The organism is Alkalihalobacillus phoenicis, assembly GCF_047302405.1.
In the GTDB taxonomy this organism is placed as follows: domain Bacteria; phylum Bacillota; class Bacilli; order Bacillales; family Bacillaceae_D; genus Alkalihalobacillus.
The window spans coordinates 3948448-3963834 of sequence record NZ_CP154853.1 but is presented as its reverse complement, the minus strand read 5'-3'; the positions used below and the strand labels follow the sequence as shown (position 1 = coordinate 3963834).

The window sequence follows — 15387 nt, the reverse complement described above, 5'->3', positions numbered from 1 at the left end:
GCAATGAAAGATATTCTGTTAGTTGATGGTTATAATATGATAGGTGCGTGGCCGAAGCTGCGCACCTTAAAAGATAAAGACTTAGAACTTGCAAGGGATCAGTTGATCGAGGTAATGGCTGAATACCAAGCTTACACGGGTTATGAAGTGAAAGTAATCTTTGATGCTCATATGGTTGAAGGTGTTGGAAAAAAGTATAAAAATTACAGAGTTGATGTGATTTATACAGGGAAAAATGAAACGGCTGATGAACGGATCGAGAAGCTTGTTTCCGAATTAAATCGCCTTGATCGGACGATTCATGTGGCCACTTCGGATTTTACAGAGCAGTCGATCACATTTGGAAAAGGGGCTTTGCGTAAGTCGGCGCGAGAGCTTTTAACGGAAACAGAAATCATGCAAAAAGGCATTCATCTTGCTGTCGAAAAAACGAAGAAAAGCCAAGAATCAACAAATCTCACGCTTACTTCAGAAATGGCAGAAATTTTTGAAAAATGGCGTCGAGGGCTATAAAGAGGAGTTGACCTTCTAGAAAAGTGTGCTATATAATGTTTCTATAATTTAACAAGCACCTAGGTCGGGGGGATTGTTTTGAACATGGACCTTCAAGAAACTGTAGTAAAGCCGAATTTAGATCAGTTTGATGATGACCAATTAGTAGGACAAGCACGTTTAGGTAATGGAGCGGCACTTGAGTATTTAATCAACAAGTACAAAAATTTTGTAAGAGCTAAAGCACGTTCTTATTTTCTGATTGGTGCTGATCACGAAGACATTGTGCAAGAAGGAATGATCGGTCTCTACAAAGCAATTCGCGATTTTAATGGCGAGAAATTATCATCGTTTAAAGCTTTTGCAGAACTATGTGTAACAAGGCAAATAATTACGGCGATTAAAACGGCGACAAGACAAAAGCATATCCCGTTAAATTCGTATGTATCATTGGACAAGCCCCTTTATGACGAAGAATCCGACCGTACACTACTCGACGTAATTTGTGGAACACGTGTAACGAATCCAGAAGAGTTGCTTATCAATCAAGAGGAATTTGCTGACATTGAATTAAAAATGGGTGAGATCTTAAGTGATTTAGAACAACAGGTTTTGATGCTCTATTTAGACGGAAGAACTTATCAAGAAATTTCAGAAGATTTAAACCGACATGTCAAATCTATTGATAATGCCTTGCAAAGAGTAAAGAGGAAGCTAGAGCGATATGTTGAATTAAAAGGTGTTACTTTATAAGGATTAAGACCGGTACCTGCTAGATGTGCAGGTACTGTTTTTGTTACAGGCCCTCAGAATGAGAAGGGAGATCAAATAGACTTCTCTATCTTTTCGTTCATAGGCCACTGAAAAAACCTCCTGCTTATCCTTGACGAGAAAGAACCCGACTCACCCGCGATTGCTGCGGGCATGCAGCGAATGAAGTAAGCTAACTATGTAACCCTATTTTAATGCTCAGAGTGTTTCGGAGGTTTCTTTCCTCGCTACTTACAGGCTCTTAATTTGATAAAGGAAATCTCTATTAATTTGGAGATTGAATTGACACTCAATTTTAGCTGTGCTAGAGTGAAAATGTGTGTATGTACGATCTATTAGGAGGTGGCAGACGATGTCAACTAAAGTGGCACTTGCCTGCAGTATCTGTCAATCTCGTAATTATTCAACAAACAAAAATAAACAAACTCATATGAATCGAATTGAGATGAAGAAGTTTTGTAAAGTTTGTAATGAGCATACACTTCATCGCGAAACGAAGTAAGAGACATTTCTTTTTTAGAAATATTCTTCTTTATCTTGAAGCGTTTGTATGAGCCAGATATAGACTTATTTCTTTTTGAGGAGCATCTTAGCCCATTGAAGGTGGAGAGAAATAAGTCTCTTTTATACTAAAAAAAGCAAAAAACTATCACAATAAAAATATGCGTGAATCGGAATAGATGAGCTTTCTTTTGTCTATATTGATTGGTGTGCTGGAGGTGTCTCGTTTGGCAAGTGAGAAAAGTAGTGGCAATTTTTTTGGTGGTGTAGTTCGTGAAATGAAAAGAGTTTCTTGGCCAACAAGGAAGGAACTCACCCGTTATACGATTGTGGTTGTCACAACTGTATTGATTATGTCTATATTCTTTTGGCTTGTAGATTTAGGTATTTCAGCTATTGTGGAACAATTGGTTCGCTAATAAGGTGGTTTAAGAGTGATTGGACTCATTAGGGCTTTTCTTTTTGAGGAGCCAGTCTCTTTTAAACTTTATGAGGAGGGAAGGACACTACCGTCCTAAAAAGCATGGAAAAAAACTGGTATGTTGTTCATACGTACTCGGGGTATGAAAATAAAGTAAAAGCGAATTTAGAGAAGCGTCTTGAATCAATGGAGATGACGGACAAGATTTTTCGCGTTTTAGTTCCTGTGGAAGAAGAAACTGAAGTGAAGAACGGGAAAACTAAAACGGTTTCTCGTAAAGTATTCCCAGGATATGTCCTTGTTGAAATGGCAATGACAGATGATTCTTGGTATGTAGTGCGAAATACACCTGGTGTGACAGGATTTGTTGGTTCAGCGGGAGCTGGTTCAAAACCGACAGCTCTTATGCCGGATGAAGTTGATCGTATCTTACGACAAATGGGTGTCGATGAACCGAAAGCTGAAATTGACTTTGAGTTAAAAGAGTCTGTTAAAGTGAAAGAAGGTCCATTTGCGAACTTTGTTGGTTCTATTGAAGAAATTTTAGCGGACAAACAAAAGCTGAAAGTTCACGTGAATATGTTCGGTCGTGAAACACCGGTTGAACTTGAATTTAATCAAGTGGAAAAGATTTAATTTGAAAAAAACTTGAAATTAATCGGTGAAGGTGATAAAATCTTCATGGTTGATAGTGGTTTATTTACATGAGCCAATCGGGTGCTTGAATGCATCCGTTTTTTGAGTGGGAGGGTGAAACCCGGATACCACATCACGGACTAAGGAGGTGTGTCACGTGGCGAAAAAGGTAATTAAAATGGTTAAGTTACAAATTCCTGCTGGGAAAGCAAATCCAGCACCACCGGTTGGGCCTGCATTAGGTCAAGCAGGTGTTAATATCATGGGATTCTGTAAAGAGTTTAACGCTCGTACTTCAGATCAAGCTGGTCTAATTATTCCGGTTGAAATTACGGTATTTGAAGACCGTTCGTTTACATTTATTACGAAAACTCCACCAGCTGCAGTTCTACTTAAGAAAGCAGCAGGTATTGAGTCTGGTTCTGGTGAGCCAAACCGTAATAAGGTTGCAACAGTCAAGCGTGATAAGGTACGCGAGATTGCTGAAACAAAAATGCCTGATTTAAATGCAGCTGATGTTGAAGCAGCAATGCGCATGGTAGAAGGTACTGCGCGTAGCATGGGTATTGTGATTGAAGATTAATTGGTAAGACTCGTGAGGTTGCGATTGAGGGTCATCCTCATATCCTAATTTATTAGGTTCGCAACCTTTCATAGTGGGAGGTCCTACCGCTAAAACCACATTCGAGGAGGAAATTAGCATGGCTAAAAGTAGTAAAAAATATCAAGATGCTTTAAAGCTAGTTGATCGTGACGTATCTTACTTAGTTGAAGAAGCAGTTGAATTAGTTAAAAAAACAGCAACAGCTAAATTTGATGAAACAGTTGAAGTGGCTGTACGTCTAGGGGTAGATCCTAAAAAAGCGGATCAACAAATCCGTGGTGCTGTTGTACTTCCAAACGGAACAGGTAAAACTCAATCTGTATTAGTTTTCGCTAAAGGTGAAAAAGCCAAAGAAGCTGAAGCAGCTGGAGCAGATTATGTTGGAGACGAAGATTTCATTAACAAAATCAACCAAGGTTGGTTTGAGTTTGATGTAATCGTTGCAACTCCTGATATGATGGCTCAAGTTGGTAAGCTTGGTCGTGTTCTTGGACCAAAAGGTTTAATGCCAAACCCTAAAACAGGAACAGTTACATTTGATGTAACTAAAGCAATCAACGAAATTAAAGCAGGTAAAGTTGAATACCGTGTTGATAAAGCTGGTAACATTCACGTACCAATCGGTAAAGTGTCGTTCGAAACTGACAAATTAGTAGAGAACTTCAAAACAATCATTGATACATTAATGAAAGCTAAACCAGCAGCAGCAAAAGGTACTTACGTAAGAAACGTAACGGTTGCTTCAACAATGGGTCCTGGAGTTCGTGTTAATGCTACTGCGTTAACAAAATAATTGTTGACATTTTATTTGAGTCCAAGTATACTCTTAGGAGTGTGCTAAGGCATAATAAATAAATTTAAACATTCATACCGTAGACAGTAGGGGCGTTCACGCTTAATCATCCTACCGAGGTAAGCGATATAGATTCTTAATAAAAGAGTCCATAATGCCCTCATGTCTATACATGGGGGCTTTTTATAGCTTAAACGTAAAACGTCCGGGTATGGAATTACAAACTCTAGGAGGTGTAACAATGAGCGTACTAGAACAAAAACAACAAGTTGTAGCGGTTATTGCAGGGAAATTACGTGATAGCAAATCAACAGTTGTTGTTGACTATCGTGGATTAAACGTAGCGGAAGTAACTGAATTACGTAAGCAACTTCGTGAAGCAGGTATCGAGTTTAAAGTATACAAAAATTCATTAACTCGTCGTGCGGCTGAAGCAACTGAACTTACGGAATTAGACCAACATTTAGTAGGGCCAACAGCGATTGCTTTTGGTTCGGAGGATGTTATTGCTCCTGCGAAAATTATCAATGACTTCGCGAAAAAACACGAAGCTCTTGAAATTAAAGCGGGTGTTATCGAAGGTCAAGTTGCATCTGCGGAAGAAATCAAAGCGCTTGCGGAACTACCGTCACGCGATGGACTTCTTTCTATGCTTCTCAGCGTACTTCAAGCACCAATGCGCAACATGGCGCTTGCTACAAAAGCAGTTGCCGAGCAAAAAGAAGAGCAAGGAGCTTAATATTAGCTTCAGCTTAACTTAGAAATAAAACACTCAAAAACAATCTATAGGAGGACTATAAAATGAGCAAAGAGCAAATTATTGAAGCGATTAAAGAAATGACAGTTTTAGAGCTTAACGATCTTGTTAAAGCAATTGAAGAAGAATTTGGTGTTACTGCTGCTGCACCTGTAGCAGTAGCTGGTGGAGCTGCTGACGGTGGCGCTGCTGAGCAAACTGAGTTTGATGTAATTCTTACATCTGCTGGTTCTTCTAAAATCGGCGTAATTAAAGTGGTTCGTGAAATCACTGGTCTTGGTCTTAAAGAAGCGAAAGCCGTTGTTGACGGTGCTCCAGCTCCTGTTAAAGAAGGCGCAAGCAAAGACGAAGCTGAAGAAATCAAAGCTAAACTTGAAGAAGCTGGTGCTTCTGTAGAAGTTAAGTAATTTGATAAAGTGAAAAAGACTCGCGTCAAAGCGGGTCTTTTTTTCTCTCTATACCTTACTCAAACTATACTATTTTGAGGGAAGATGAAAGGAACGTTAATCATGTCAGAACATTATTATTCCAATAAACCAACTACAGAAAGTGAAGAGAAAAAGTGGGACACAACATTAAGTGGGTTTCATTTTGCCTTCACGACTGATCGAGGAGTATTTTCAAAAGGTGAGGTTGATTTTGGTAGTCGGTTTTTGCTAGAAGAATTAACAACACCGATGATAGAAGGAGATATTTTAGATGTTGGGTGTGGTTATGGACCGATTGGGTTGACGATTGCCAAAAAACATCCTACTCGAATTGTATGTATGGTCGATGTAAACGAGCGGGCTTTAGAGCTTGCCCGGCGTAATGCTATAAATAATCATGTCGATAATGTTTCGATTTTTGTAAGTGATTCTTTTTCGGCGGTTGAACCGACTGATTTTGCGATGATTGTAACAAATCCTCCGATACGAGCGGGAAAAAAAGTCGTTCATGATATTTTAGCAAGAGCGTATGAGCATTTAGCGACAAATGGAGAACTTTGGGTAGTTATTCAAAAAAAGCAAGGCGCTCCTTCGGCAGTTGAAAAATTAGAGCGAGTATTTGGTAATTGCTCTATTGTAAAAAAGAAAAAAGGCTACTATTTGTTAGTTGCAAAAAAAATTGACTGAGACTTTGTTTTGTGGTATTGTTATTTAATGCGTATAACTACCTATTTTTTGTTGAACAAAAAAATGAATTGTCAAGGTTTATTTTGATTAGAACAGGAATTTTTTGGTTATACTAGAATAATCAAATGTGAGAATGTCATTATGGTTTTATTTTCAAAGCCATATTTCTTTATGTAATCTTGTTATATGACGTAACAAGGTCTTTACTTGCCTTCTTTTATATTTGAAAGAAGATAAGATGTAAAAACTTTTAAAATTTTTCTCTTTATATGATAACTTCAATGATTGCGAAGCAGGAGAAGTGAGCAATTTAGAGAAGTCAATTTTAGATACTATAACGCTAGATTTGAGGGGTGAATCAGTTGACAGGTCAACTAGTTCAGTATGGACGCCACCGCCAACGAAGAAGCTATGCAAGAATTAATGAAGTTTTGGAGTTGCCGAACTTAATCGAGATTCAAACAGCTTCTTATCAATGGTTTCTTGATGAGGGACTTCGTGAAATGTTCCAAGACATTTCCCCGATTCAAGACTTCACAGGGAATTTGGTTTTAGAATTTATTGACTATAGCTTAGGGGAACCTAAATATCCAGTCGATGAGTCTAAAGAACGTGATGTTACATTTGCTGCACCTTTACGTGTAAAAGTCCGTCTTATTAATAAAGAGACTGGTGAAGTAAAGGAGCAAGAAGTATTTATGGGTGACTTCCCACTTATGACGGAAACAGGTACGTTTGTCATAAATGGGGCAGAACGTGTTATTGTCTCCCAGTTAGTTCGTTCGCCAAGTGTCTACTTTAGTGAAAAAACGGATAAGAACGGGAAGAAGGGCTTTACCGCAACTGTTATTCCAAACCGTGGAGCTTGGTTAGAGCTCGAAACAGATGCGAAGGATATTGTTTATGTACGTATTGACCGTACAAGAAAAATACCCGTAACGGTTCTTTTACGTGCATTAGGGTTTGGTTCTGATCAAGAGATCATTGATTTATTAGGGGAAGATGAGTATTTACGTAATTCCCTTGAAAAGGACAATACGGATAGCTCTGATAAAGCCTTATTAGAAATTTATGAGCGTTTACGTCCGGGAGAACCACCGACTGTTGAGAACGCCAAAAGTTTGTTAGATTCACGTTTCTTTGATCCAAAGAGATATGATCTAGCGAATGTTGGTCGTTATAAAATCAACAAAAAACTTCATATTAAAAACCGCTTATTTAATCAACGTTTAGCGGAGACGCTTATTGACCCTGAAACAGGGGAAGTGCTTGCTGAGAAAGGGACTGTGCTCGATCGTCGTACTTTAGATCGTATTATTCCTTACTTAGAAAACAACGTTGGTTTCAGAAAAGCTCGCACAACTGGTGGGGTAGTAGGTGATGAGGATATTGATCTTCAATCTATTCTTATTTATGCCCCAGACGATGTTGATGGTGAAATGCCGATTCGCGTAATGGGTAACGGTATGATTGATCGTGATACGAAGCATATTACACCAGCTGACATTATTGCTTCAATCAACTATTTCTTTAACTTATTGCATGGAGTAGGCGACACAGATGATATCGATCATTTAGGAAACCGTCGTTTACGTTCTGTTGGTGAGTTATTGCAAAATCAATTTAGAATTGGTTTATCTCGTATGGAGCGTGTTGTTCGTGAGCGTATGTCTATTCAAGACCCGAACATGATTACACCACAAGCTCTGATTAACATTCGTCCTGTAATTGCGTCGATTAAAGAGTTCTTTGGTTCTTCTCAATTATCGCAATTTATGGACCAGACGAACCCTCTAGCGGAATTAACACATAAGCGTCGTTTATCGGCATTAGGACCTGGTGGTTTAACACGTGAACGTGCTGGATTTGAAGTGCGTGACGTTCACTGGTCTCACTATGGCCGTATGTGTCCGATTGAAACACCAGAGGGTCCAAATATTGGGTTAATTAACTCCTTATCCTCATATGCAAAAGTGAATGAGTTTGGCTTTATGGAAACTCCTTATCGTCGTGTTGACTCTGAAACAGGTAAAGTAACCGCACGAATTGATTACTTAACTGCAGATGAAGAGGATAATTATGTAGTCGCTCAGGCGAATGCTCGTTTAAATGATGATGGTTCTTTTATTGATGATAATATTATTTCCCGCTTCCGTGGTGAGAATATTGTTGTTTCAAAAGACCGTATTGATTATATGGACGTTTCACCAAAACAAGTTGTTTCTGCGGCAACATCGTGTATTCCGTTCTTAGAGAACGATGACTCCAACCGTGCCTTAATGGGAGCGAACATGCAACGTCAAGCTGTACCGTTACTTGTACCAGAAGCACCGATTGTGGGTACAGGAATGGAGCATGTTTCTGCCAAGGATTCTGGGGCTGCGATTGTATCAAAACACCCTGGTGTTATAGAACGCGTAACAGCGAGAGAAATTTGGGTACGTCGTTTAGAAGAAATGGACGGCAAACAAGTAAAAGGTGACTTAGACAAATATCGTCTTCAAAAGTTTGTACGTTCTAACCAAGGAACAAGTTATAATCAGCGACCGATCGTACGTGAAGGTGACGTTATTGAAAAACGTGAAATCTTAGCTGATGGTCCTTCAATGGAACAAGGTGAGATGGCTTTAGGTCGTAACGTTATGGTTGGGTTTATGACTTGGGAAGGTTATAACTACGAGGATGCGATCATTTTAAGTGAGCGTCTTGTAAAAGATGATGTATATACGTCTGTTCATATTGAAGAATATGAGTCAGAATCTCGTGATACTAAGCTTGGACCTGAAGAAATTACACGTGATATTCCGAACGTTGGGGAAGATGCGCTTAAAAATCTTGACGACCGTGGAATTATTCGTGTTGGGGCAGAGGTAAAAGACGGTGACATCCTAGTTGGTAAAGTCACTCCTAAAGGGGTAACAGAATTAACGGCGGAAGAACGTCTATTACATGCTATTTTTGGTGAAAAAGCTCGAGAAGTTCGTGATACTTCATTACGTGCTCCTCACGGTGGCGATGGAATCGTACTTGACGTAAAAATCTTTAACCGTGAAGATGGCGATGAATTACCTCCTGGTGTAAACCAATTGGTCCGTGTATACATCGTTCAGAAGCGTAAAATTAATGAAGGCGATAAAATGGCTGGTCGTCACGGTAACAAAGGGGTTATCTCACGGATTTTACCGGAAGAGGATATGCCTTATTTACCAGACGGTACACCAATCGACATTATGTTAAACCCACTTGGGGTACCTTCACGAATGAATATCGGACAAGTGCTTGAGCTCCATTTAGGTATGGCAGCTCGTAAACTAGGCATCCATGTTGCTTCTCCAGTATTTGATGGAGCAAATGAAGAGGATGTTTGGGGAACACTTGAAGAAGCGGGTATGGCTCGTGACGGTAAAACGTTATTATACGATGGTCGTACAGGTGAACCTTTTGATAATCGTGTATCTGTTGGGATCATGTACATGATCAAACTAGCACACATGGTTGATGATAAGCTTCACGCACGTTCGACAGGACCTTACTCATTAGTAACGCAGCAGCCATTGGGTGGTAAAGCTCAATTTGGTGGACAGCGTTTTGGTGAGATGGAGGTTTGGGCACTTGAAGCTTATGGTGCAGCTTACACATTACAGGAAATTCTTACCGTTAAATCAGATGACGTTGTTGGTCGTGTGAAAACGTATGAAGCGATTGTAAAAGGTGAAAATGTTCCAGAACCAGGTGTACCAGAGTCGTTTAAAGTATTAATTAAAGAGTTGCAGTCACTTGGTATGGATGTGAAAATGCTCTCTAGTAACGAGGAAGAAATTGAGTTAATGGAACTTGATGATGAAGATGATCAAACAAGTGAGAAGTTAAATCTTAATTTCGAAGCGAATGAATCAAAAGCTTAAGTAAGAAAAGCGAAAAATGGCGTTTAGGAACGAGGTAATAGATACTCCTCCCTAACAGGTGGGTTGATATTACCCAAGTTCCTGTCATTTGCAGCTAGACCATAAGTACGCAGGGAGTGACTGTCTCACAACCTGTGGGCAAGGGACTAGTATCACTAGATCCCTTTTCCCTTCTTCTCATCGGTAGTTGGGGCTGAGAAGTTGCGGTATAAAATGTTCGTCAATTCCGTGTTTTGCACAAGACTTGGAAACTAAAAGGGAGGTTGGCCCCTTGTTAGATGTAAATAACTTCGAATATATGAAAATTGGTCTTGCTTCTCCAAACAAGATTCGTTCTTGGTCAAGAGGAGAAGTGAAAAAGCCAGAAACGATTAACTATCGTACATTAAAGCCTGAAAAAGATGGCCTTTTCTGTGAACGTATTTTTGGACCACAAAAAGACTGGGAATGTCATTGTGGAAAATACAAACGCGTTCGTTATAAAGGTGTAGTTTGTGACCGTTGTGGCGTAGAAGTTACACGTTCAAAAGTACGCCGTGAGCGCATGGGACATATTGAACTTGCTGCACCTGTTTCGCATATTTGGTATTTCAAAGGAATTCCAAGTCGTATGGGTCTTGTTTTAGATATGTCACCACGTTCCTTAGAAGAGGTTATTTACTTTGCTTCTTATGTTGTTACGGATAATGGTGATACACCATTAGAAAAGAAACAACTTCTATCTGAAAAAGAATATCGTGCTTATTACGATAAATATGGTCGTTCTTTTACTGCTCAAATGGGAGCGGAAGCGATTCGTAAGCTGCTAGCGGATATTGATTTAGAAAAAGAAGTGGATTCATTAAAAGAGGAACTTCTTACGGCTCAAGGGCAACGTCGTACTCGGGCGATTAAACGTCTTGAAGTATTAGAAGCATTCCGTAATTCTGGAAACGAACCATCTTGGATGATCTTAGATGTACTTCCTGTTATTCCACCTGAATTACGTCCGATGGTTCAGCTAGATGGTGGTCGATTTGCGACTTCAGATTTAAACGACCTTTACCGTCGAGTGATTAACCGTAATAATCGATTAAAGCGCCTATTAGACTTAGGAGCACCAAACATCATTGTTCAAAATGAAAAACGGATGCTTCAAGAAGCGGTTGATGCTTTAATTGATAATGGTCGTCGTGGTCGTCCGGTAACTGGACCAGGTAACCGTCCGTTAAAATCCCTTTCACATATGTTAAAAGGGAAACAAGGACGTTTCCGCCAAAATTTACTAGGTAAACGTGTTGACTACTCTGGACGTTCGGTTATCGTTGTAGGACCTAACTTAAAGATGTATCAATGTGGTTTACCGAAAGAAATGGCACTTGAGTTATTTAAACCTTTTGTTATGAAAGAGCTTGTTAGCAAAGGATTAGCACATAATATTAAGAGTGCAAAACGTAAAGTTGAGCGGGTCCAGCCTGAAGTTTGGGATGTCTTAGAAGAAGTTATTCGTGAACACCCAGTTTTACTTAACCGTGCACCAACGCTTCACCGTTTAGGGATTCAAGCGTTTGAGCCAATCCTTGTTGAAGGTCGAGCTATTCGTCTGCATCCTTTAGTATGTACGGCGTATAATGCCGACTTTGATGGAGACCAAATGGCCGTTCACGTACCTCTATCGGCAGAAGCTCAAGCAGAAGCTCGTATTCTAATGCTCGCTGCACAAAACATCCTAAACCCTAAAGATGGTAAACCGGTTGTTACACCGTCTCAGGATATGGTTTTAGGTAACTATTATTTAACAATGGAACGTGATGATGCAAAAGGTGAAGGGGCAACATTTAAAGATACGAATGAAGCGTTGCTAGCTTACCAAAATGGATATGTACACTTACATTCCCGTATTGCAGTTCCAGTTTCTTCTTTAAATAAACCAACATTTACAGAAGAGCAAAACAATTTGTTGTTATTAACAACAGTTGGTAAATTAATTTTTAATGAAATTTTGCCTGAAACATTCCCGTACATTAATGAGCCATCTGATACGAATCTTGAAGTGGAAACTCCAAGTAAGTATCTTGTGCCAAGTACAACTGATGTAAGGACAGAATTCTTAAATAGAGACGTTGTATCTCCATTTAAAAAAGGTTTCTTAGGTAATATTATTGCCGAAGTATTTAAGAAGTTTAAGATTACAGAAACTTCTAAGATGCTTGACCGTATGAAGGATTTAGGATTTAAATACTCAACGAAAGCTGGTATTACGGTAGGAGTTGCCGATATCGTCGTTCTTGCTGAGAAGAAAGAAATCTTAGCGGAAGCAGAAATAAAGGTAGACCGTATTACAAAACAATTCCGTCGCGGTTTAATTACGGAAGAAGAAAGATATGACCGAGTTATCTCTGTATGGAGTAAAGCCAAGGATGTTATTCAAGATAAGTTAATGCTTACACTAGATAAGCGTAACCCAATCTTTATGATGAGTGACTCTGGTGCCCGTGGTAACGCCTCTAACTTTACACAGTTAGCGGGTATGCGTGGATTAATGGCCAATCCATCTGGACGTATCATTGAGCTTCCAATCCGTTCAAGTTTCCGTGAGGGTCTTACGGTATTAGAATACTTCATCTCAACACATGGTGCTCGTAAAGGTCTTGCCGATACCGCCCTTAAGACAGCCGATTCAGGTTACTTAACTCGTCGTCTTGTTGATGTGGCTCAAGATGTTATCGTGCGTGAGACAGATTGTGGTACAGACCGAGGCCTAGAGGTAGCAGCGATTAAGGAAGGAAACGAAGTTATTGAAGATCTATACGATCGTTTAGTTGGTCGTGTCGCATTCAAGACAGTTCGCCATCCTGAAAGTTCTGAGGTTATTGTTAAGAAAAATGATTTAATTGATGAAGATGTCGCCAAAGCGATTCTCGATGCAGATATTGAGAAGCTTCATATCCGTTCTGTATTTACTTGTGATACGAGACATGGAGTATGTAAAAAATGTTACGGTCGTAACTTAGCGACTGGTAGCGATGTTGAGGTTGGAGAAGCGGTAGGAATTATCGCAGCTCAATCTATCGGTGAGCCAGGAACCCAGTTAACGATGCGTACTTTCCATACAGGTGGGGTAGCCGGAGATGATATTACACAAGGTCTTCCGCGTATTCAGGAGCTATTCGAAGCTCGTAATCCGAAAGGGCAAGCGGTTATTTCTGAATTTGAGGGAGAAGTTGTTGATATTAAGGAAGGCGACAAACGCGAAGTTACTTTAAAAGGTCCTATGGAAACAAAAGCATATGCTATTCCTTATGGTTCTCGTATTAAAGTATCCGTTGGTGATGTTATCGAACCAGGTGGAACATTAACTGAAGGTTCGATCGATCCGAAAGAGTTATTAAAAGTAAAAGGTGTTAATGGCGTACAAGAATACCTATTACGTGAAGTGCAAAAAGTATACCGTATGCAAGGGGTAGAAATTGGTGATAAGCACGTTGAGGTAATGGTTCGTCAAATGTTACGTAAAATCCGTGTTGTCGATGCTGGTGAAACGAAAGTATTACCAGGATCACTTATTGAAATCCAACATTTCAATGACGAAAACCGTGATGTATTAATTGGTGGAAAACGTCCGGCAACAGGTCGTCCTGTCTTACTTGGTATTACGAAAGCATCGCTTGAAACAGATTCATTCTTATCGGCTGCTTCGTTCCAAGAAACGACACGTGTCTTAACAGATGCGGCGATTAAAGGAAAACGTGATGGCCTTCTTGGACTTAAAGAGAATGTTATTATCGGTAAGCTTGTACCGGCTGGAACTGGTATGAACCGTTACCGTAATTTAAATATCCTTTCTAAATATGAGGAAATGGATGCTGTTAAGGAAGAGAATCAAGATTTAGAAGAGTTAATTACAAACGAATAAGTTTAATGTGACCTGTTGGATTCTAGTGAAGAATCCACGGTCACGACCTTATCTGATTTAAAAATTAGCTTCTTATGCTAGATACAGCAAATTTATTACAATAATAGGTTGACATGAAGATATCGACGGTGATAAGATATCAAAGTGTGCCAAAGGACGTATTGCTTTGGAGGATTATACATGTCTTATGAAAAAGTAATGCAGGCTAATCAACTAGTCATAGGTACGAAACAAACGTTAAGATCTTTAGACAATGAAGAAGTATCAGAAGTGTACATTGCCAAGGATGCTGAATACCGGATTATTCATAACGTAGAAGCATTGGCGAAAGCAAAAGAGATACCAATCATATATGTCGACTCAATGAAAATGCTTGGCAAAGCATGTAAAATTGAGGTAGGAGCAGCTACGGTTGCGATAAAGATATAATAATGTTTTTGCCAATCGGGGTCTACCGTTTGGCAAGAACTTTACTTTTGCCAAAATATGAACCACCAGGAACTGTGGTCTTATTTTATGAAAGGAAAGGAGGAACAAAAACATGCCTACAATTAACCAGTTAATTCGTAAAGGTCGCGTTGATAAAGTGAAGAAATCAGATTCACCTGCACTTAATAAAGGCTACAACAGCTTTAAGAAGTCTCAAACAAATCTATCTTCACCACAAAAGCGCGGAGTTTGTACTCGTGTTGGTACAATGACACCAAAGAAACCAAACTCAGCACTTCGTAAATATGCTCGTGTTCGCTTAACGAACCAAATCGAGGTTACTGCTTACATCCCGGGTATTGGACATAACTTACAAGAGCACAGTGTTGTGCTAATTCGTGGTGGTCGTGTAAAAGACTTACCAGGGGTACGTTATCACATCGTCCGTGGAGCATTGGATACAGCCGGTGTTCAAAACCGTATGCAAGGACGTTCGAAGTATGGTACAAAGCGTCCAAAAGAGAAAAAGTAATAAATTGATAATAAGTACTTTGTTGAAAGGAGGGGAATGATATGCCTCGTAAAGGACCCGTAGCTCGTCGTGATGTGTTACCTGATCCAATTTATAATTCAAAGCTAGTTACTCGTTTAATCAATCGCCTAATGGTAGATGGTAAGCGTGGTGTAGCTCAAACGATTTTATATAACGCGTTTGAACTAGTGAAAGAACGCAGTGGCAAAGATCCTATGGAAGTATTTGACCAAGCGTTAAAGAACATTATGCCTGTACTTGAGGTTAAAGCTCGTCGTGTTGGTGGTGCAAACTATCAAGTGCCGATCGAAGTTAAACCTGAGCGTCGTACAACTTTAGGTCTTCGTTGGTTAGTGAACTACTCTCGTCTTCGTGGAGAAAAAACGATGGAAGAGCGTTTAGCTAACGAAATTCTTGATGCTGCTAACAACGCTGGAGCATCAGTGAAGAAACGTGAAGATACGCATAAGATGGCTGAAGCGAACAAAGCGTTTGCTCACTATCGTTGGTAAGATTGGTTTTATTATAACTAATTC

General features: G+C 39.6%; 15 protein-coding genes and 1 other annotated feature. All 15 genes read left to right on the top strand.

Annotation, left to right across the window (positions count from 1 at the left end; genetic code table 11):
• The first annotated feature begins 3 nt into the window (after window positions 1–3).
• The 15 genes from AA0017_RS18690 to rpsG all read left to right on the top strand — a co-directional run bounded on the left by AA0017_RS18690 (window position 4) and on the right by rpsG (window position 15363).
• Entirely contained in the window at window positions 4–513 is a 510-nt protein-coding gene (locus tag AA0017_RS18690) for an NYN domain-containing protein (protein ID WP_413376912.1), read from the top strand.
• A gap of 84 nt (window positions 514–597) precedes the next feature.
• Entirely contained in the window at window positions 598–1245 is a 648-nt protein-coding gene (gene sigH / locus AA0017_RS18685) for an RNA polymerase sporulation sigma factor SigH (RefSeq protein WP_413382711.1), read from the top strand.
• A 370-nt stretch (window positions 1246–1615) separates the two neighbouring features.
• Window positions 1616–1765 carry a 50S ribosomal protein L33 gene (gene rpmG / locus AA0017_RS18680; protein WP_413376910.1) on the top strand — a complete coding sequence of 50 codons (150 nt, stop codon included), beginning with the start codon at window positions 1616–1618 and terminating at the stop codon, window positions 1763–1765.
• 226 nt (window positions 1766–1991) lie between these two features.
• Entirely contained in the window at window positions 1992–2183 is a 192-nt protein-coding gene (gene secE / locus AA0017_RS18675) for a preprotein translocase subunit SecE (RefSeq protein WP_003322593.1), read from the top strand.
• A 104-nt stretch (window positions 2184–2287) separates the two neighbouring features.
• The gene (gene nusG / locus AA0017_RS18670) at window positions 2288–2821 is read left to right on the top strand and encodes a transcription termination/antitermination protein NusG (RefSeq protein ID WP_413376908.1); all 534 of its coding nucleotides are present in this window, start codon (window positions 2288–2290) and stop codon (window positions 2819–2821) included.
• A 157-nt stretch (window positions 2822–2978) separates the two neighbouring features.
• Window positions 2979–3404 carry a 50S ribosomal protein L11 gene (gene rplK / locus AA0017_RS18665; RefSeq protein WP_003322595.1) on the top strand — a complete coding sequence of 142 codons (426 nt, stop codon included), beginning with the start codon at window positions 2979–2981 and terminating at the stop codon, window positions 3402–3404.
• A 73-nt stretch (window positions 3405–3477) separates the two neighbouring features.
• Window positions 3478–4218, top strand: coding sequence for a 50S ribosomal protein L1 (gene rplA / locus AA0017_RS18660; RefSeq protein WP_413376906.1), 741 nt, complete (start codon window positions 3478–3480; stop codon window positions 4216–4218).
• Window positions 4219–4277: 59 nt separating this feature from the next.
• Window positions 4278–4413: a sequence feature (ribosomal protein L10 leader region), on the top strand.
• 46 nt (window positions 4414–4459) lie between these two features.
• On the top strand, window positions 4460–4957 hold the full coding sequence (gene rplJ, locus AA0017_RS18655) for a 50S ribosomal protein L10 (protein ID WP_413376904.1): 498 nt from the start codon (window positions 4460–4462) through the stop codon (window positions 4955–4957).
• 62 nt (window positions 4958–5019) lie between these two features.
• Window positions 5020–5382, top strand: a complete 363-nt coding sequence (rplL, locus tag AA0017_RS18650; protein ID WP_003322599.1) for a 50S ribosomal protein L7/L12 — start codon at window positions 5020–5022, stop codon at window positions 5380–5382.
• A gap of 102 nt (window positions 5383–5484) precedes the next feature.
• Window positions 5485–6090: a class I SAM-dependent methyltransferase gene (locus AA0017_RS18645; RefSeq protein WP_413376902.1), complete on the top strand. Its 606-nt coding sequence runs from the start codon at window positions 5485–5487 to the stop codon at window positions 6088–6090.
• Between the two features lie 362 nt (window positions 6091–6452).
• Entirely contained in the window at window positions 6453–9995 is a 3543-nt protein-coding gene (gene rpoB / locus AA0017_RS18640; protein ID WP_413376900.1) for a DNA-directed RNA polymerase subunit beta, read from the top strand.
• A gap of 271 nt (window positions 9996–10266) precedes the next feature.
• Window positions 10267–13890, top strand: coding sequence for a DNA-directed RNA polymerase subunit beta' (gene rpoC / locus AA0017_RS18635; RefSeq protein ID WP_413376899.1), 3624 nt, complete (start codon window positions 10267–10269; stop codon window positions 13888–13890).
• Window positions 13891–14070: 180 nt separating this feature from the next.
• A complete protein-coding gene (locus tag AA0017_RS18630) occupies window positions 14071–14319 on the top strand; it encodes a 50S ribosomal protein L7ae-like protein (RefSeq protein WP_413376897.1) in 249 nt (82 codons plus the stop codon).
• A gap of 112 nt (window positions 14320–14431) precedes the next feature.
• Entirely contained in the window at window positions 14432–14851 is a 420-nt protein-coding gene (rpsL, locus tag AA0017_RS18625) for a 30S ribosomal protein S12 (RefSeq protein ID WP_003322604.1), read from the top strand.
• Window positions 14852–14892: 41 nt separating this feature from the next.
• Window positions 14893–15363 (top strand): 30S ribosomal protein S7, encoded by a 471-nt coding sequence (rpsG, locus tag AA0017_RS18620; RefSeq protein ID WP_413376895.1) that lies wholly within the window; start codon window positions 14893–14895, stop codon window positions 15361–15363.
• The last annotated feature ends 24 nt before the right edge of the window (window positions 15364–15387 follow it).